Source organism: Aquibaculum arenosum (genome assembly GCF_029222965.1).
GTDB classification, from domain to species: domain Bacteria; phylum Pseudomonadota; class Alphaproteobacteria; order Kiloniellales; family DSM-21159; genus Aquibaculum; species Aquibaculum arenosum.
The window spans coordinates 108,502-126,430 of record NZ_JARHUD010000009.1 but is presented as its reverse complement, the minus strand read 5'-3'; the positions used below and the strand labels follow the sequence as shown (position 1 = coordinate 126,430).

Below are 17,929 nucleotides of genomic sequence, written 5' to 3'. Positions count from 1 at the left end.
CTCATTGAACGGGTTCGCCGATCATGCTCGCGCATGATCTCGCACGTTTCGATCGTCTCCAAACCCGATGACCCCAGCAAAGCACCAAAAGCACCCGCCAGAACCAACAAGGCTCAAACGATCATTTAACGAAGAGATCCACGAACAATCGACGCCCCTGTATCGATCCACATCAGACCGGATCGCGACAAACAACGCCGCCCGCGTATCCCTTCCCTCATTCCAACAATGTCAAGCAACCGCGAAGCAAAAGCCCCGCAAAATCTCACCCCATCGGGCACAAGCGACCCCACGACCGATCTCCCGGTCCTGCGGCTCGCCCATCCTAGCGATGATGCCCCCAACAAGCAATGCCTCAAACATCGCCCCGGGAGCCCCGGTCACCGCCCCGCCAGAACCCCTCAAGGACCCCGTCGCTGCGGTGAGCCGGGTTCTAGGCCCATCAGACCAACCACGCAAGACAAAAAATCAGGGGTCCCGAATTTTTCTCCTCACAAAATGCCCAAGGCACGCAATTCCGCCAAAAATGCCGGGGGCGGACCGGCCTCCTCCCCCTCACCGGATGCCAGATCCTGCGGGGCCTGCTCGGGCAGGAGATAGCGCCAGCCCTGAAAGGGGCGCTTGGGCGTCGGCACAACAGACACGAGAGTCGGGTCGAGGAGCAGCAGCGTCATGCTGCGCCCCTCCTCTTCGGCCCCGCTCTCAAGGCCAACGAGCTGCTGACGAGCCTGGATCACGCCACGTATGACCCAATAGATCGAGCCCGGCGCCTCGGGATCGAGCAGTTCGTCCTTGCGCCGGGGCATCATGCGGGTGGCATGCCAGAGCCGGCCGTGTCGGGCGTATCGCCGTTCCTGCCACTGGCGCAGGCTCTCGATGCTCTCCGAGCCCACGGAAAGCTTGATCAGGTGCAGGGACGCCATGGCGCTAGGCCACCGCCTCGCCGTCTGCGGATTGCGCGGCCGGCTGCGGATCAAAGGCGAGCAGTTCCACCCCTTCCTCGACCTGATCCCCGGCACGCACGTGTAGCGCGCCGACCCTTCCGTCAGCGGGCGCGCGCAGACTGTGCTCCATCTTCATCGCTTCCAGCACCAGCAACAGCTGGCCCCGCGCCACCTCTTCCCCGACGGCCACAGCAACCTCGACCACCTTGCCCGGCATGGGCGCCACCACGCCGCTTGCCACGCCCTCCACATCCGCTGCAGCGGCCTGGCGGTCTTCCAACTGCAGGCGCAGGCTCTCTCCGGCGCGCATCAGCGTCAGGCTTTCCCCCTGCCAGGCGACCGCCGCGCGAAGCGTCCTGCCGGCAAGCTCAACGCGCAGCCGTCCCTTCGCTTCCAGGGTCCATTGCAGGGGCAGCAACCTGCCCTGCCACTCCAGCGCCAAGCCCGCCACGCCATAGCGCAGCCCCGCCACGAGCTCGGCCTCGCCCAGCGTAAAGTGCAGCCGGCGTTCGCTTTCGGCGTTCAACCGCCAGCCATCGCTGCTCCACCAGGGCGACCAGGGATCGCCGGAGCGCGCGGCCTGCCCCGCCACCTCCACCCGGCGCCGCTCGGCCTCCGCCGCCACGGCCAGGGCCGCGATGGCGGGATCATTGAGATCGGGCGGCAGGGTGAGCGCCGGCTCGCAGCGCGCAAGAAAGCCGGTATCGACGCCACCTGCGGCAAAATCCGGGTGGCGCGCGATGGCCGCCAGGAAGGTCAGGTTTGTCGCGGGGCCCGCCACCTCGGTGGCTTCCAGACCCGCGCGCAGACGGCGCAGTGCCGTGTCCCGGTCTTCGCCCCAGACCACCAACTTGGCGATCATGGGGTCATAGTAGGGCGTGATCTCATCGCCTTCGCGCACGCCGCTGTCGATGCGCAGCGCCGGATCGCCCTCGGGAAAGCGCAGGTGCGCCAGGCGGCCGGTGGTGGGCAGGTAGCCGCGTGCCGGGTCTTCGGCGTAGAGCCGCGCCTCGATCGCATGGCCGCGCGCCTGGATCGCCTGCTGGCCGCAAGGCAGTGGCTCGCCCGCCGCCACGCGCAGCTGCCACTCCACCAGGTCCAGCCCAGTGATCATCTCGGTCACCGGATGCTCCACCTGCAGTCGAGTGTTCATCTCCATGAAGAAGAAGGCGTCGTCCTCGAGTATGAACTCGACCGTGCCCGCGCCCTCATAGCCGATTGCCTGGGCAGCCGCGATCGCGGCCTCGCCCATGGCCTGACGCAGTGCAGGGTCCAGACCCGGCGCCGGCGCCTCTTCCACCACTTTCTGATGGCGACGCTGCAGGGAACAGTCGCGCTCAAAGAGATGCACCACCTGGCCGCCACCATCGGCGAAGACCTGAATCTCGATGTGGCGCGGCCGGGTGAGATAACGCTCTAGCAGCATGCGGTCGTCGCCGAAAGCCGCCTGCGCCTCGCGCCGCGCCCCTGCTAGAGCCTCCGCGAAATCCTCCGGCCGCTCGATCACGCGCATGCCCTTGCCGCCACCACCGGCCGAGGCCTTCAGCAGCAAAGGATAGCCGAGGGCGTCGGCCTCCTGTGCCAAACGTTCGGGCGCCTGGTCCTCGCCATGGTAACCCGGCACCAGGGGAACCCCGGCACGCGCCATCAGGGCCTTGGCTGCGCTCTTCGAGCCCATGGCGCGGATGGCGTCTGGCGGTGGCCCAACGAAAACCAGGCCGGCTGCAGCACAGGCCTCGGCAAAGTCGGCATTCTCCGACAGAAAGCCATAGCCGGGGTGGACCGCCTGCGCGCCCGAGGCACGCGCCACCTCGATCAAGCGCTCCACGCAGAGGTAACTCTCGGCAGGTGGTGCTGGGCCCAGGCGCCAAGCCTCGTCGGCCAGGTCCACGTGACGTGCCCCGGCATCGGCATCGGAATAGACCGCCACAGTCGCGATGCCCAGGCGCCGCGCCGTCTCAGCGACACGACAGGCGATCTCTCCGCGATTGGCGATCAGCAGCTTATCGAACACGAGCACGCCTCATTGCTTCACCTTGGGAGCGTACAGGTCTGACCGCAATGCGGCCCTGTCCGGCGGCACCCAGTCTGCGGCCTGAACGTCCCTGGCTCAAGCCGGGTCGAGCTGTCACAGCGGCGGATCGTCGGCCAGCTTGCGCACTGTCTTGTTCCGCCGCAAGAACCTGCCCGCGCCTGCGACCCGTCGCGCCAGCCCCCTTGGCAGCAGGTGGGGGACAGCTGGTTCGAGCCAGATGCCGACTTCCTGTACCGCGCCGTCCTCCATGCTGCGCACCACCAGCTCGATGGCGCCGAGGCTGAGTTTGTCGCCGACCGAGCAGTCCTTCCCCAGTCGCGACTGGAGGAAGTCCGAAAGGCTCATCTCCCGCTCGCGCCGAGTAACGGGCAGATCGTAGACGTCAGCCAACGCACCCACCGGGGATGCACCGGGGAAGGCGAAATCGCCCAGCACCGGTTCGCTCCGGCGGCCCGAACGCCTGCGGGACGGCAGAAGCTGCCGGTCGAGCAGCAGCACCTGTTCCGGGGGCGCCAGGGCCAGAAGATAGTCGTCCGGCTTCAGGGACTTCATCAACTGGCGCTGCACGACCGCGTTGTCGCGCAGCACCGCCAGGATGCGCACCCGATCGGGCACTCGCAGATCCTCGATCGGATGATTGGCCATGGGACTGGTCTCGGCTATGCGATAGCCCACCAGTTCGCGGTCAAAGCCGCGCATCAACTCCATGTCGAAGCGCCCCGTCGGCTCCGGGCGCGGCGGCAGCTCGATGTCCAGGCGCCGGGCCAACCAGGGCACGGTCCAACCCTGCAACAGCAGTGAGGTCAGCACGACGATGTAGGCCACGTTGAAAAGGTCGATGCCGTGATCGATCCCGCCGAGCACGGGGATTATCGCCAGAAAGATGGGCACCGCCCCGCGCAGACCAACCCAGGCAATGAAGAGCCGCTCCTCGGGCTTGAAGCGAAAGGGCCAGAGACAGAGGAATACCGCCAAGGGCCGTGCCACGAACATCAGACCGCCGGCAATCAGCAGCGCCGGCACCAAATCCGGTGCCAGACTGCTCGGCGTGACCAGCAGGCCCAGCATCATGAACATGGCGATCTGCGACACCCAGGCGATACCGTCGTGGAAGCGCCGAACGAGCTGGTTCGCACGCAGGCGCCGGTTGCCGGCAATGATGCCCGCCAAATAAACGGCAAGAAAGCCGCTGCCCCCCAATTCCTGGGTGCCGCCGAAGATCACCAGGGCGCCGGCAACGACGAAGACGGGATAGAGGCCCGGTGCCAGTTCCAGCCGGTTGACCACCTGCGCCAACAGCCAGCCGCCCGCCAGCCCGATGACGGCGCCGTAGCCCATCTGCTCGCCCAGGGTCCGGGCCACCGTCCAGCCGATCTCGCCGTCACCGTGGAGCAGCAGTTCCACCAGCGTGATGGTGAGAAAGATCGCCATGGGATCGTTGCAGCCCGATTCGACCTCCAGCGTGGTTCCCACGCGCCGCTTGAGGTCCATGCCGCGCTGATGCAGCAGGAGGAACACCGCCGCGGCATCAGTCGAGGCCACGATGGAGCCCACAAGCAAGGCCGCAAGCGGGGAAAGGTCGAGCACGAGCCAGGCGAAGGTCCCGGTCATCGCCGCGGTCAGGGCAACACCGACGGTGGCCAGCAGCGACGCGGGCGCCCAGGCAATCCGCAGGGAAGAAAAGGAGGTGCGCAAACCACCATCGAAGAGAATGATCGCCAGCGCCAGGCTGCCGATGGCGTAGGCAGTGTTGAAATCGTGGAACACGATTCCGCCGGGACCTTCCTCCCCGAATGCCATGCCCAGGCCGAGGAACACCAGAAGCAGCGGTGCGCCGATGCGCGACGACAGCACCCCGGCGAGAATGGCGACGAGCAGCAAGGCGCCGCTCAGCAGAATGAACTGGTTTGCGAGTTCCATCGACCGGTGTACGGCTCCTGAGCAGCGGTTGTATTGAAAGCGGGGAGACCGTTCCTGCACCGGGAAGGTGCAGGGCGGGACACGCGCCGTCCTTCAAGGAGATAGCGTTGCGGCGCCGTTACTGCCATGCCCGCATGGCGAAAAAACGACCATGTTGTGCAGCAAGCTCGCCGAGGGGCGAATAGGCGCCGGTGAGGCTGCCTTCCAGGCCAAGCTTGTGTGGCTAGGAATCCTTGCCCGGCTTCTTCTTTGTCTCCTGCGGAGGGGCCGAGGCGCGCTGCCGCCGGCGGTGCAGCCAATTCCGGATGCCTCCGGCAATCTCGCGCGAACTGTAGAAGAAGGGAATGCGCGCAGGGCTGTCACCGCTTGGTTCCAACCCCAGCCCAACCGCGAGAATGCGATGGTCATCATCAGCCTCGCGCACGATGAGCTCGACTGGCGGGAGGGTAAGCCGGTCGCCGCGACCCACCGCCCCGCCCAGGCGTTTGCGCAGAAAGTCAGCGACGCTGAGTTCGGCATTTTCTTCATTGACCTCGAATCCATAGCTGCGCGCCACGTCTCCGATCGGGCGCTTTGGATCCAGCGTGAAGGCACCGAAATAGTCCTCATCCGCGTCGCTGAGCTCGGCCGGGCTGGCAAAGAGCCGGTCGAGCAGGCTGATGAAGTTGGGCGGCACGAAAATGTAGACATAATCCCCTGCCCCCAGGCGTCCGGCCTCGTGAATGCGCATGGACCGACCATTGCGCACGATCAGAGATGGGCGCGCCCAGCGGGGAATCCGCTCACCTCGCGCCACCGGACTTTCCTTGGCAATGCGGTAGGTCACCAGTTCGTGGCGGGCGTTGCCCGGCAGCTCCAGTTCGACGCGGTCCACCGGGCCAATCCGGGGCGGCACGATCAGGCCCAACTGCCGTGCCAGCGGCCGGATGGTCCAGCCCTGCACGAGCAGCGAGCTCAGCACGATGATGAACGCCACGTTGAACAGCGTCTGGCCGTTCGGCAAATCACCGATGATCGGCAGAATGCCAAGCAGGATCGACACCGCGCCCCGCAACCCGACCCAGGCAAGAAAGGTTGTTTCCGTTCGGCGAAATCCGAAGGGCAGCAGACAGAGCCAAACCGCCAGAGGACGCGCGAAGAGAATCAGGGCCAGTGCGATCAGCACGGCCTGAAGAGCAATCTGGGGAAACTCGGAGGGGGTCGCCAGGAGCCCCAGCACCAAAAACATGACGATCTGCGCCAGCCAGGTCAGGCCTTCCTGGAAGCGGCGCAGCATGACGGCGCCGCGCATGGGCACATTGCCCGCGATCAGGCCGGCCACGAAGACCGCCAGAAAGCCGCTCCCGCCGAGCATCGAAGCGACAGCAAAATTGCACATCGCCAGGCCGATGACGACGATGGGATAGAGGCCCGTCTCCAGGGTCACGCGATTGACTGTCTGCACGATGAGCCCGCCACCGAAGAGTCCCGCTGCAAGGCCGACGCCCATCTGCAGCAGGAATGCGCTGGCGAAAGTCCAGACGGCGTCCTGAGCGCCGATTTCACCGGCAGCCAGCACACTGACCAACGTCATGGTCAGGAAGATGGCCATGGGATCGTTCGAGGCCGATTCGATTTCCAGCGTGGCGCGGACCCGCTCGCGGATTCGAATGCCACCGACACGCAGCAGGAAGAACACGGCCGCAGCGTCCGTCGAACCGACGATGGCGCCCAGCAGCAAGGCCTCTAACCAGCCGACGCCCAGAATGTAGTAAATCGGCACGGCGAGCAGCGCTGCGGTGATGACAACGCCCAGGGTGGCAAGGATCAGCGCCGGCGCTGCAGCCAGGCGAAAGGTCTTCAATCGCGTGCCGAGGCCGCTATCGAAGAGAATGACAGCCAAGGCTATGCTGCCAATGAAGTAGGCCGCCTCGACATTGGCAAACTCGATGCCGCCGATCCCGTCGACGCCGGCAATGAGACCGATCCCGAGCAAGATCAGCAGCAAAGGCGCGCCGAAACGGAAGGCAACGAGGCTGGTAAAAATGGAGAAGACGACGAGCCCGGCCCCGATCAGTATGGCCAGGAGCATCATGTCTATCATACTTTCACCTCCTGCCCTCTCGTCGTTCGCCGCGCACGCTCCCCTCCTCTTCTAATAGGAAAGTCACGATAGGGAAATCACAGCGCGGAAAAGTGCCATTGAAGGGCGTCATGGCTTTGGCCAGGGAAAGGCTGCAGAATCGTTCCGGCTGCGCGCGATGCGAGAGGCAATAGGCAGTGTGGGAGGCAAGAGTATGACGCAAGACATCCTCGTGGCATTCGACCTGGACCAGGGATCACAGCTGGCCTTGGCCCGTGGACTGCAGCTTGCTGAACAGCGCTCGGGACAATTGACATGCCTGCATGTCCTCGATGAGCGCAAGCCGGAACGCCTCAAGGCGGAAGAAAAACGCCGGGCTCTCGAGGCCATGCGCGCCGCCCTGCCCCCTGCGCGCCGGGATGACGAGAGCATTGTGCTGCGCGTGAGCGAAGGGGCAGTGGAGGAGCGTCTGCTGGAAACGGCCGCACTTGGGGATGTCGACATGATCGTGGTCGGGGCACCGCGCAAGCGGGCAATTGCCGGCTTGTGGCTGGGCTCCACCGTCGAGCGGCTGTTACGCTATGGCCCCCATCCGGTCCTGATCACGCGCCAGGCAGCAGAAGGCCCTTATCACAAACTGTGTCTCGCGCTCGACGAGTCCGCCAGCAGCCGTCAGGCGCTGGCCAAGGCCAAGCAGCTTTCGTTCCTGGGGCCAGAAACCTCCCTTTGGGCGGTGCATGCGTTGCGCGATCCTGGCCGGCCTCTCATGGCCCATGCGGGCATTGAAGGAGAAGCCATTGCCGAGCGCAGTGCGCGGGAGCGTTCTGCCGCCGCGGCGCGGATCGACGCTCAGCTGCACGAAGCCGGCGTGTCCCAGGCCAGCGTGATTGTGCGCGAGGCCGAGCCGCTGGATCTGGTCCAAGAGTCCGTGGAGCACTTCGATATCGAGCTTTTGATCCTCGGCACGCGCGGGTCGAGCGGCGTCAAGCGCCTCCTGCTCGGCAGCACTGCCGAGACCCTGATCGCCGAAGTGGATTGCGACGTGCTGGCCATCCCAGCCGACATGTAGAGTAGCGAGCCGCCACTTCAGAAACTGGGCGGCGTGCAGGCGGTCACCACCACTGCTTCAACCTCGCCTGGATTGCGAAAGCGGTGTGGCAGGCGGCTGTCGAAATAGAAGGCCTCGCCGGCCGTCAGCAGACGCCGCTGATCTCCGACGGTGACTTCAAGAACACCGGCGATCACCACGCCGGCTTCCTCGGCTTCGTGTCGCAGCAAGGAGTCCCCGGTGTCGGCGCCCGGCGCATAGCGTTCCAGGATGACCTGCAGGGCCTTGTTGCTCAGGTCCTCCCCCACCTGGCGGTAGCTCACCTTGCCGCCAGCGATTTCCACCAGTTCATCGGCCGCGAAGAAGACCTGCTCGCGCGGTCTCCGTTCCATGGAGAAAAAGTCGGAGAGACTGAGGGGAAAGCCCGAAAGCACGCGTTTGAGCAGGCCCACCGAAGGGCTGGTGGCATCGCGCTCGATCAGCGATATCACCGCGTTGGAAACCCCGGCGCGCTTGGCGAGTTCACGCTGCGACAGGCCATGCAGCTGCCGCAGTGCGCGCAGCCGCCGCCCAAGTTCCACCTCCTCGTCGACGCTTGGCTCGATCATCTTCTCCGTCGTTTATAGTGTTAACTATCTTAAACGTATAGAGGCCGCATGAGACCCGTTGAAAGCCTTTATGTGAGGCTTTGTCGATTATCATGAGCATGCTAGAGTGATCGAAACACCCTTGTCATCCAGGAGAGGCCCCATGGACGGTTCCGCACTTCCGATCAATCTCGACGCCAAGCCAAACGATCTGGAATCCTTCTGGATGCCGTTTACCTGGAATCGGGAGTTCAAGCGCAATCCGATGTTGCTGGCCTCGGCAAAGGGTATGCACTATCGCTCGGTAGACGGGCGCGACATTCTGGATGGCACGGCAGGCCTTTGGTGCTGCAATGCCGGTCACCGTCGTGAAAAGATCGTCCAGGCGGTGCAGCAAACCGTTGAGCACTTGGATTTTGCGCCGACCTTCCAGCTTGGCCACCCCCTGCCGTTTGAATTGGCCTCGCGCGTGTTGCAGATGCTGCCGCCGGGCTATGATCACATGTTCTTCTGCAACTCCGGTTCGGAAGCGGTCGATTCCGCGCTGAAGATCGCTCTGGCCTATCATCGCGTGCGCGGCCAGGCCGAGCGCACCCGCTTGATCGGGCGCGAGCGCGGCTACCACGGCACCGGCTTCGGTGGCATCTCCGTGGGCGGCATCGTCAAGAACCGCATGTTCTTCGGCCCACTGATCAACGGCGTCGACCACCTGCCGCACACCCATGATCTGAGCCGCAACGCTTTCACCCGCGGTCAGCCGGAGCATGGCGCAGAACTGGCCGATGAGCTGGAGCGCATCTGCACGCTGCACGACCCGAGCACCATTGCTGCGGTGATCGTAGAGCCCGTGGCCGGCTCCACCGGCGTGCTGATCCCGCCCCAGGGCTACCTGCAGCGCCTGCGCGATATCTGCGACAAACACGGCATCCTGTTGATTTTCGACGAGGTCATCACCGGCTTCGGCCGACTGGGCACGGCTTTCGCCACCGACTACTTCGGGGTCAAGCCGGATCTGATCACCTGCGCCAAAGGCCTGACGAACGGCGTGATTCCCATGGGCGGTGTCATCGCCCGCGAAGGAATCTACGACGCCTTCACCGAATGGGCCGACAACACCGGCAACACCATCGAGCTGTTCCACGGCTACACCTACAGCGGTCATCCGGTCGCGGCTGCGGCCGGCCTGGCCACCATGGAGGTCTACAAGGAAGAGGGCCTGTTCGAGCGTTGCGCCGAACTTGCGCCTTACTGGGAGGATGCGGTGCATTCACTCAAGGGAACGCGGCACGTGATCGACCTGCGCAACCTTGGTCTCATCGCCGGCATCGAACTGGAATCCCGGCCGGGCAAGGTGGGTGCACGGGCCTACGAAGCCTTCCGGCGCTGCTTCGACAAGGGACTGCTCATCCGGGTCACCGGCGACATCATCGCCCTGTCGCCGCCGCTGATTGTCGAGAAGGGGCAGATCGATGAGATGTTTGGGACCCTGCAGTCGGTCCTAAACGACCTGGACTGACGAAGCGGGAATCGGGCAGGGGGCGTATAGTCCAGCAAACGAGAGCCACAGCGAGAAACGATCCATGGCGCCCATAGAACGTTCCCACGCGCGGGCCGGACTCCTGCGCCAAATCAGCGCGCCGCTCTACCTGCCGACCGTCCTGACAGGCGCAAAGTCTTTCGCCGACAATCCGGTGATCGGCAGCCCCCTACTTAACCGTTGGGGGCTGCACACCGGGCGAATCCGGCTGGCCCGGGCCATGAGTGAACTGCGCCGCCTGCCTCTGACGCTACGCGTCAGCGCCGAGGACCGGGCCGCCTTTCGCCGCGACGGCTTCATTCTCAAGGAGAACTTTCTCCCCCAGGATCATTTCGAACGACTCAACAGAGAAGTGCGCACCTTTAAGGGCCCGGGCTGGGAGTGTCATCAGGGCGACACCATCACGCACCGCATCCTGCTGGACCAGGAAACGCTCTCGGACCTGCCGGCCACACGGGCCTTCATTGAGCACCCGACCTATCGCCGCCTGCTCGCCTGGAGCGGCGCGCGGGCCGGAGCGCCGGTGTTCTACATCCAGCGCATCCTCAACCATTTGCGCGAAGGCGCGCCCGACCCGCAGCGCCATCTGCACACGGACACTTTCCACCCCACGGTGAAGGCCTGGCTCTTCCTCGACGATGTCGATGAGCGCAAGGGGCCCTTCACCTATGTGCCGGGTTCCCACCGCTTCACGCGTCAGCGGCTTGCGGCCGAGTACCGGCGTAGCCTGACCGCACGCCACGACCCCTTGCGCTACTCGGCCCGCGGCTCCTTCCGCTGGAGCGAGCAGGATCTAGAAGAGTTGGGGCTGCCGGCGCCCAAGGCCTTTGCCGTGCCGCGCAACACCCTGGTGATCGCGGATACCTCCGGCATTCACTGCCGTGGCGAGGCAAGCGACCCTGGTGTGCGGCTGGAGATCTGGGCCTTTTCGCGCATAAGCCCGTTCTGGCCCCTCTCCCTGCCCGCCGTCGGCCCCATCACCCGCCTTCGCGATCGGCTCGTGCGCTCCTACCTCGATCATCAGGACAGCAAGGCCCGGCGTCGCGGAAAACTGCCCTCTTGGCGCCGGGTAGACGGCGAGCGTCTTGCCGGCTTGGGCGACCCGAAGGTCTCCACTGGGGTTGCAACATCGGAGCGTGAGGCCTAGTCCTAGCGCATAGGGGGATGAGTTGGAGCTTGCAGCATCCTTGCATTGGATACCGCGCTCCGCCTCGCAGCAGGCCCAAGGCCAGCGCCAGGCTTCATCACTCCAATCCCCTGCTCGCGCCTGCATGCGGTCACCCAAATGGTAACCGCGTGTCACTCGCTCTCATCGCTTTAGGAGCGCAAGAAACAATCACCACAGGAGCAACGTTTGCCTGCCAAGCTCAGCATGGAGGGCCTATACAAGGTTTTCGGGCCCGCACCGGAAGAAGCCGTAAAGCTGGCCCGCGAGGGGCTGGACAAGGACGAGATCTACCGCCGCACGGAATCGGTGGTCGCCGTCGACAACATCAGCCTCGAAGTTGAATCCCGCGAGATTTTCGTTGTTATGGGTCTGTCCGGCTCGGGCAAATCGACCCTGGTTCGCTGCATCAACCGCTTGATCGAGCCCACCAGCGGATCGCTTGCGATCGACGGCCAGGATGTGCTCGCGCTTGACGAAGGCGGTTTGCGGCAGCTTCGCCTGGCCAAGGTGGCGATGGTGTTTCAGCACTTCGCCCTCTTCCCGCACCGCACCGTCGCCGAGAACGCAGCCTACGGCCTGAAGATCCGCGGCGTGTCGCCGAAGCAGCGGCGGGAAAAGGCGGTCGAGGCTCTTGCCGCCGTCGGGCTGGACGCCTGGGCGGATGCCTATCCTTCCAACCTCTCCGGCGGCATGCAGCAGCGTGTCGGCTTGGCCCGCGCCCTGGCGGTCGACCCAGAGATCCTGCTGATGGACGAGCCCTTCTCGGCGCTCGACCCGCTCATCCGGCGCGACATGCAGAATGAGCTGCTGGGTCTGCAGGAGCGCTACTCGGCAACGATCGTCTTCATCACGCACGATCTCAATGAAGCGCTCACCCTGGGCAGCCGCATTGCCATCATGAAGGACGGAAGCTTTGTCCAGGTGGGACGGCCACAGGAAATCGTGAGCGCCCCAGCGGACGACTACGTCGCCAACTTCACCCGCGAGGTCGACCGCTCGCGCGTCCTGACATTGGGTCAAATCGCTCGTCGCGATCGCCCACTGCTCGAACCGCAGGAAGAGATAGCCGCTGCCTGCCGCAAGCTCTCCGCCTCCGGCGCACAGGCCTTGCTGGTCCAGGACTCGGCACAAAAGCCTCTGGGCTCGGTGTCTGCGGCGCAACTGCTCGCTGCCGACCCCGCCGCGCGTGTTGAGTCGGTCATGGAGCGTCCGGCAATCACGGCGGAGGCAGAAACATCCCTTGCTACCATCCTGGAGACCGGCGGCGCCGGCGCACCAGTGGCACTGGTCGACAAGCAGGGGCGCATTTCCGCAACGGTCGATCCCGGCGATCTGGTGAATGCTTTGGCTGCCGCACGCGCCAGTGAGCAGCCAATCTCCCAGGAGAAGAACGTAACCGCAGGAGTGCACAATGGCTGAGCACACCGGACTTATCGAGTGGTTCAGCCCCTCCACTTACGGAAAGCTGCCCTTCGACGATTGGGTTGAGTGGGTGGTTCGCGACTGGTTGGTGCCGAACTTCCGCCCCGCGTTCCAGGCCATGCAGTGGCCGGTGGATCAGGTCCTGCGAGGCCTCGATGCGGGCCTGCAGGCCATCCCCTTTCCGATCTTTGCGCTGGTGCTGGTGATCGCGGCTTGGCGTTTTGCCGGTGGCGGCGTGGCCATCTTCACGCTGCTGGCCATGCTATTCATCGATGCCATCGGTGTCTGGGCAGAGACCATGACGACGCTGTCAATGATCCTGACCGCAGTGTTCTTCTGCGCCATCGCCGGCATTCCATTGGGCATCGCCGCCGCGCGCAATGACCGTTTCGCCACGACGATCCGGCCTGTACTGGACATCATGCAGACGATCCCTCCCTTCGTGTACTTGGTGCCGATCGTCATGCTGTTCGGGGTCGGCATGGTGCCGGGCGTGATTGCCACAATCATCTTCGCCCTGCCCCCGATCATTCGGCTGACCAATCTCGGCATCCGTCAGGTGCGCGAAGAACTGGTAGAGGCAGCGGTGGCTTTCGGCTCGACCCCGAAGCAGATCCTCTTCGAGGTGCAACTGCCCTTGGCGCTGCGCACCATCATGGCTGGGCTCAATCAAACCCTGATGCTGGCCCTCTCCATGGCCGTGATCGCGGCACTGATCGGTGCCGGCGGACTGGGCCTCACGGTCTTCACCGGACTGGGTCGTCTGGATGTGGGCCGTGCGGCCGTCGGCGGCGTGGGCATCGTGCTGATCGCGATCGTACTGGACCGCATCACCCAGGCCCTGGGAGATCCCTCCTTGCGCAAGGGGGACTGGACCTTCAACGGCACCGCCAAGCGTCTGCTTGGACTGGCGCCGCCGGGCCCCGCCCAGCGCTGATCACCTACCCGAAGCCGGCGTAACGGTCCGCCGCCGGCTTCGGGACACCGCAGAGCGGATCGAAACGAGTGATAGAACGGAGGAGAAGCGATGCGACAGATGCGTAAGCGTTTGATGCTGGGGGCCTGTGCAGGGCTGCTGGCGACCGTCGGCATGACAGCCACCGCCGCTTCCCAGGACATGCCCGGCGAGGGCGAAACGGTAACCATGGCGCGTGCCACCTGGGACACTGGTTGGTTCCATACCGAGATCTATGCCGAGGCCCTGCGCCAGCTCGGCTTCGAGATCGACGGTCCCGTGACCCTCGACAACCCGCCCTTCTACCAGGCGGTTTCCACCGGTGACGTGGATCTTTGGGTCAACGGCTGGTTCCCGCTCCACAACACCTATGAGCGCTTCTATGAAGGGCAGGCCGAGCTCGTCGGCTATGTTGCCGAAGGCGGCGCGCTCCAGGGCTACCTCGTCGACAAGAAGACCGCCGAGGAGCACGACATCACCTCGATCGAGGACTTCAAGAAGGACGAGATCAAGGAGATCTTCGACTCCAACGGTGACGGCAAGGCCGACATGGTGGCTTGCCCGCCAGGCTGGGGCTGCGAAGTTACGATCGACCACCACATGGATGCCTACGACCTGCGCGATCACGTCAATCTAATCACCGCGGGCTACGCGGCTTCCATGGCTGATGCGCTGGCACGCTACCAGCAGGGTGAGCCAATCTTCTTCTACACCTGGACCCCGAACTGGACCGTTGGTGTCCTGGAGCCGGGCGAAGATGTGGTCTGGCTCGAGGTGGATCACGCTGACCTGCCGGAGGACCAGAAGGATCTCGAGGATGCAACCACTCTCTCCGGCGTGACCGGCTGCGTGGCCGATCCCTGCAACATGGGCTGGCCGGCCAACGACATCCGCGCCGTGGCCAACAGCGAGTTCCTGGATGCCAATCCGGCCGCCCGCAAGCTGCTGGAAGTCATGGAGATCCCGCTGGATGACATCTTCGCGCAGAACGCGCTGATGAACGACGGCGAGGATTCCGAGGAAGACCTGCAGCGGCATGCCCGCGAATGGGTTGCCAACAATCAGGAAACCTTCGACGGCTGGCTCGAGGAGGCGCGCAGCGCCGCCCAGTGAGACTGAAGGTCTGACGTGAGAAAGGGCCCGCGCCGCGGGCCCTTTCTTTGTGCTGCTCATCCCGATGCCGGCATTACAGGCCCGCCGCCGTCATCGGGTTCTTCAAGCGCGGGCGACAGTAATGGATAACAAGGAGAGGATGCGATGCGACAGATGCGTAAACGAATGATGCTGGGGGCCTGTGCAGGGCTGCTGGCAACCGTTGGCATGGCTGCCACCGCCGCTTCCCAAGACATGCCCGGCGAGGGCGAAACGGTAACCATGGCGCGGGCCACCTGGGACACCGGCTGGTTCCACACCGAGATCTATGCCGAGGCCATGCGCCAGCTCGGCTACGAAATCGACGGTCCTGTGACCCTCGACAACCCGCCCTTCTACCAGGCGGTTTCGACCGGTGATGTGGATTTCTGGGTCAACGGTTGGTTCCCGCTCCACAACACTTATGAGCGCTTCTACGAGGGCCAGGCAGAAGTCGTCGGCTACGTTGCCGAGGGCGGCGCGCTCCAGGGTTATCTCGTCGACAAGAAGACCGCCGAGGAATACGACATCACCTCGATGGAGGACTTCAAGAAGGACGAAATCAAGGAACTGTTCGATTCCAACGGTGACGGCAAGGCCGACATGGTGGCCTGCCCGCCAGGCTGGGGCTGCGAGGTCACGATCGACCACCACATGGACGCCTACGAGCTGCGCGATCACGTCAACCTGATCACCGCGGGTTACTCGGCTTCCATGGCCGACGTCCTGGCGCGTTACCAGCAGGGTGAGCCGGTCTTCTTCTTCACCTGGACCCCGAACTGGACCGTTGGTGTTCTGGAGCCGGGTAAGGATGTGGTCTGGCTCGAGGTCGATCACGCCGACCTGCCCGAGGAGCAGAAGGACCTCGAGGACGCCACGACGCTCCCCGGCGTGACGGGCTGCGTCGCCGATCCCTGCAACATGGGCTGGCCGGCCAACGACATCCGTGCCGTGGCGAACAACGACTTCCTGGAGGCCAATCCGGCCGCCCGCAAGCTGCTGGAAGTGATGGAAATCCCGGTGGATGACATCTTCGTGCAGAACGCGCTGATGAACGAGGGCGAGGATTCCGAGGAAGATCTGCAGCGCCACGCCCGCGACTGGATTGCCGACAACCAGGAAACCTTCGACGGCTGGCTCGAGGAGGCGCGCAGCGCCGCCCAGTGACCCGCACCCGGCCGTAAGCCGGAAGACGTCACACAGGAATGAAGGGGGCTTCCTGCAGAGCGCAGGGAGCCCCCTTCTCCGTTCAGCGCCAAGTTACGGGGCGAAGGTGACGCGCCCCTCCGCATCGATCAGCCACGCGGGGTTCCAGGCAATCTCCCAGGCATGCTCGTCCGGGTCCGCGACGTAGCCCCGGAAGCCGCCATGTGGCGGGGCGTCGGCCGGGCGCAAGAGACGGCCGCCCGCAGACAGAAGGCGCTCCATCACGGGCACCACATCCTCCCGCTCGGGCACATTGTGCGCCAGCGAGGAGGCCCCGGGTCGAGCCGATCCAGCGCGCACCTGGTCGGCTTCCAGCGCAGATTGCAACCAGGTTCCGAGAATGAACCCATTCATCTGATAGAAAGCGATCTCTTCGTTCTCGAACACCGTCTCCCAACCGAAGCCTTCGCTGTAGAAGCGGCGGGAGCGGGCGAGGTCCGTCACGCCCAGAGTGATCACCGAGAGCTGCTGGGGGGGCGGTCACAGCGACTCGCCGTTTCTGCCATCGAACAGAGCGTTGAGCTCGGCCGAGGGAGCAGCGTCTTCAAAGGCTTGGAAAGTACCCTGCCCCGCAACCTCTCGCGCCGCCTTCAGGAAAGCGCCCCAGGCGGTGCGCGCCAGCGAGCCACCGACGCTGATGCGGCGCACGCCCAGTTCGGCCAGTTCCGCCACAGGCTGTCCCAGGGTCAGGACATTCACCGGCTTGGGTGCCACCGCGCGAACCACCGCCTCGATGTCGCCCGCCTCTCGCAGGCCGGGGGCGAAAAGGCAGTCGGCGCCGGCCCGCGCGAAGGTCGTCAGACGACGCAGTGTTTCGTCCAAGTCCGGGCGGCCGGCGATGAAGCCTTCGCTGCGCGCGGTCAGCAGCACCTCGCCGCCGGCTGAATCGATGGCTGCGCGCGCCGCCGCGACACGCTGCACCGCAAGATCAAAGTCGTAGAGCGGGGCCTGCGGGTCGCCGGTCGAATCCTCGATCGACAGCCCCGCCACGCCGGTATCCACCGCGCGCCTCACATTGGCAGCTACACCCTCGGGCGCAACCGCGTAGCCGCCTTCGAAATCCGCGTTCACCGGCAGGTCGACGGCTTCAACAAGTGCCCGCAGGTGCGAGAGGTCCGTCTCCAAGTCCACGCCGGTATCGGGTCGGCCGTGGGCCCAGGCCATGCCGGCGCTGGTGGACGCCAGGGCCTCGAACCCCAAGTCCTGCAGCGCCAGTGCAGACCCTACGTCCCAGGGGTTAGGCATCACAAAGCAGCCGCCTTCATGCAGGCGGCGAAAGGTCTCGCGCTTCTGGGCTATGGTCGGGCGCATGGGCTTCACTCCGGAGCGTGGGGTGCAGCCCCGGATTGAGCCCTGCTACTGGACACTGGAAAAGTGCCAAATCACCTACCGCCGTGGGACCAAAGCAGGTCCCTCGGCCCATAGGCTTATTAAGCGGTGAACGTGAGCCGCTAAAGCTGCAGCTAAACGACCATGACCGGGCATTCAGCCAAGCCGGTCACCTTGTGAGAGACGCTGCCCAGCAGGTAGTTCTCGATCGATCCCAAGCCGCGGCTACCGATCACAATCAGATCGCAATTGTTCTCCTTGCCGAAGCGAATGATCGTGCGCGCCGCGGGGCCCGACTTGACGAAGGCGCGGGCGCCCTCGAAGCTTTCCCCGGCGCAGATGCTTTTGGCGTGCTCCGCCACCTCACGCGCATAACCCCGCATGATGTCGTCCAGATTGCCCGGGTCATCCTTTCGCACCATCGACAGGGATGCTTCCAGCATAGAGTGGTGTCGATAGACGGTGAGGATGCACAGCTTGGCATCGCACAGCCGGGCCAGTTCGATCGCCCGGCGCAGGGCGCGTTCAGCTCCGGCTGAACCATCGAAGGGCACGAGGATGTTCTTGAACATCTTCTGTCTCCTT

General features: G+C 64.7%; 15 protein-coding genes. 7 read left to right on the top strand and 8 right to left on the bottom strand.

The features are described from left to right. Positions 1 to 491 precede the first annotated feature (491 nt). The 4 genes from P2G67_RS14235 to P2G67_RS14220 form a co-directional block, all read right to left on the bottom strand. Positions 492 to 923, bottom strand: coding sequence for a DUF1489 family protein (locus P2G67_RS14235; RefSeq protein ID WP_275823912.1), 432 nt, complete (start codon positions 921 to 923; stop codon positions 492 to 494). 4 nt (positions 924 to 927) lie between these two features. Beyond that, on the bottom strand, positions 928 to 2,958 hold the full coding sequence (locus P2G67_RS14230; protein WP_275823911.1) for an acetyl/propionyl/methylcrotonyl-CoA carboxylase subunit alpha: 2,031 nt from the start codon (positions 2,956 to 2,958) through the stop codon (positions 928 to 930). A 114-nt stretch (positions 2,959 to 3,072) separates the two neighbouring features. Continuing rightward, complete coding sequence (locus P2G67_RS14225) at positions 3,073 to 4,899, bottom strand: potassium/proton antiporter (protein WP_275823910.1); 1,827 nt, start codon at positions 4,897 to 4,899, stop codon at positions 3,073 to 3,075. A gap of 223 nt (positions 4,900 to 5,122) precedes the next feature. Continuing rightward, on the bottom strand, positions 5,123 to 6,982 hold the full coding sequence (locus P2G67_RS14220) for a potassium/proton antiporter (RefSeq protein WP_275823909.1): 1,860 nt from the start codon (positions 6,980 to 6,982) through the stop codon (positions 5,123 to 5,125). Positions 6,983 to 7,175: 193 nt separating this feature from the next. Between P2G67_RS14220 and P2G67_RS14215 the strand changes: the two genes are divergently transcribed. Further along, positions 7,176 to 8,030 (top strand): universal stress protein, encoded by an 855-nt coding sequence (locus tag P2G67_RS14215; RefSeq protein ID WP_275823908.1) that lies wholly within the window; start codon positions 7,176 to 7,178, stop codon positions 8,028 to 8,030. 17 nt (positions 8,031 to 8,047) lie between these two features. Here P2G67_RS14215 and P2G67_RS14210 read toward each other — a convergent pair whose 3' ends face one another. Next, on the bottom strand, positions 8,048 to 8,617 hold the full coding sequence (locus P2G67_RS14210; RefSeq protein WP_275823907.1) for a cupin domain-containing protein: 570 nt from the start codon (positions 8,615 to 8,617) through the stop codon (positions 8,048 to 8,050). 142 nt (positions 8,618 to 8,759) lie between these two features. On the opposite strand from P2G67_RS14210, the gene aptA reads away from it, so the two are divergent. The 6 genes from aptA to proX (P2G67_RS14180) all read left to right on the top strand — a co-directional run bounded on the left by aptA (position 8,760) and on the right by proX (P2G67_RS14180) (position 15,976). Beyond that, a complete protein-coding gene (gene aptA / locus P2G67_RS14205) occupies positions 8,760 to 10,112 on the top strand; it encodes an omega-aminotransferase AptA (RefSeq protein WP_275823906.1) in 1,353 nt (450 codons plus the stop codon). Between the two features lie 64 nt (positions 10,113 to 10,176). Beyond that, positions 10,177 to 11,280: a phytanoyl-CoA dioxygenase family protein gene (locus tag P2G67_RS14200; protein WP_275823905.1), complete on the top strand. Its 1,104-nt coding sequence runs from the start codon at positions 10,177 to 10,179 to the stop codon at positions 11,278 to 11,280. A 207-nt stretch (positions 11,281 to 11,487) separates the two neighbouring features. Beyond that, positions 11,488 to 12,720, top strand: coding sequence for a quaternary amine ABC transporter ATP-binding protein (locus P2G67_RS14195; RefSeq protein ID WP_275823904.1), 1,233 nt, complete (start codon positions 11,488 to 11,490; stop codon positions 12,718 to 12,720). Continuing rightward, the gene (locus P2G67_RS14190) at positions 12,713 to 13,660 is read left to right on the top strand and encodes an ABC transporter permease (RefSeq protein ID WP_275823903.1); all 948 of its coding nucleotides are present in this window, start codon (positions 12,713 to 12,715) and stop codon (positions 13,658 to 13,660) included. The genes P2G67_RS14195 and P2G67_RS14190 overlap by 8 nt, the downstream gene beginning before the upstream one ends. A gap of 90 nt (positions 13,661 to 13,750) precedes the next feature. Next, complete coding sequence (gene proX, locus P2G67_RS14185; protein WP_275823902.1) at positions 13,751 to 14,791, top strand: glycine betaine/L-proline ABC transporter substrate-binding protein ProX; 1,041 nt, start codon at positions 13,751 to 13,753, stop codon at positions 14,789 to 14,791. A gap of 144 nt (positions 14,792 to 14,935) precedes the next feature. After that, positions 14,936 to 15,976 carry a glycine betaine/L-proline ABC transporter substrate-binding protein ProX gene (proX, locus tag P2G67_RS14180; protein WP_275823901.1) on the top strand — a complete coding sequence of 347 codons (1,041 nt, stop codon included), beginning with the start codon at positions 14,936 to 14,938 and terminating at the stop codon, positions 15,974 to 15,976. Positions 15,977 to 16,069: 93 nt separating this feature from the next. Here proX (P2G67_RS14180) and P2G67_RS14175 read toward each other — a convergent pair whose 3' ends face one another. The 3 genes from P2G67_RS14175 to P2G67_RS14165 all read right to left on the bottom strand — a co-directional run bounded on the left by P2G67_RS14175 (position 16,070) and on the right by P2G67_RS14165 (position 17,916). Further along, complete coding sequence (locus P2G67_RS14175) at positions 16,070 to 16,474, bottom strand: VOC family protein (RefSeq protein ID WP_275823900.1); 405 nt, start codon at positions 16,472 to 16,474, stop codon at positions 16,070 to 16,072. Positions 16,475 to 16,495: 21 nt separating this feature from the next. Then, entirely contained in the window at positions 16,496 to 17,326 is an 831-nt protein-coding gene (locus P2G67_RS14170; RefSeq protein WP_275823899.1) for an isocitrate lyase/PEP mutase family protein, read from the bottom strand. A 152-nt stretch (positions 17,327 to 17,478) separates the two neighbouring features. Continuing rightward, a complete protein-coding gene (locus tag P2G67_RS14165) occupies positions 17,479 to 17,916 on the bottom strand; it encodes a universal stress protein (RefSeq protein ID WP_275823897.1) in 438 nt (145 codons plus the stop codon). Positions 17,917 to 17,929 lie beyond the last annotated feature (13 nt).

What these genes read in the sequence shown, in the direction of transcription:
- P2G67_RS14235 (WP_275823912.1), bottom strand. Translation starts at nt 923, where the DNA reads ATGGCGTCCCTGCACCTGATCAAGCTTTCCGTGGGCTCGGAGAGCATC.
- P2G67_RS14225 (WP_275823910.1), bottom strand. Translation starts at nt 4,899, where the DNA reads ATGGAACTCGCAAACCAGTTCATTCTGCTGAGCGGCGCCTTGCTGCTC.
- P2G67_RS14220 (WP_275823909.1), bottom strand. Translation starts at nt 6,982, where the DNA reads ATGATAGACATGATGCTCCTGGCCATACTGATCGGGGCCGGGCTCGTC.
- P2G67_RS14215 (WP_275823908.1), top strand. Translation starts at nt 7,176, where the DNA reads ATGACGCAAGACATCCTCGTGGCATTCGACCTGGACCAGGGATCACAG.
- P2G67_RS14210 (WP_275823907.1), bottom strand. Translation starts at nt 8,617, where the DNA reads ATGATCGAGCCAAGCGTCGACGAGGAGGTGGAACTTGGGCGGCGGCTG.
- aptA (WP_275823906.1), top strand. Translation starts at nt 8,760, where the DNA reads ATGGACGGTTCCGCACTTCCGATCAATCTCGACGCCAAGCCAAACGAT.
- P2G67_RS14200 (WP_275823905.1), top strand. Translation starts at nt 10,177, where the DNA reads ATGGCGCCCATAGAACGTTCCCACGCGCGGGCCGGACTCCTGCGCCAA.
- P2G67_RS14190 (WP_275823903.1), top strand. Translation starts at nt 12,713, where the DNA reads ATGGCTGAGCACACCGGACTTATCGAGTGGTTCAGCCCCTCCACTTAC.
- proX (WP_275823902.1), top strand. Translation starts at nt 13,751, where the DNA reads ATGCGACAGATGCGTAAGCGTTTGATGCTGGGGGCCTGTGCAGGGCTG.
- proX (WP_275823901.1), top strand. Translation starts at nt 14,936, where the DNA reads ATGCGACAGATGCGTAAACGAATGATGCTGGGGGCCTGTGCAGGGCTG.
- P2G67_RS14170 (WP_275823899.1), bottom strand. Translation starts at nt 17,326, where the DNA reads ATGCGCCCGACCATAGCCCAGAAGCGCGAGACCTTTCGCCGCCTGCAT.
- P2G67_RS14165 (WP_275823897.1), bottom strand. Translation starts at nt 17,916, where the DNA reads ATGTTCAAGAACATCCTCGTGCCCTTCGATGGTTCAGCCGGAGCTGAA.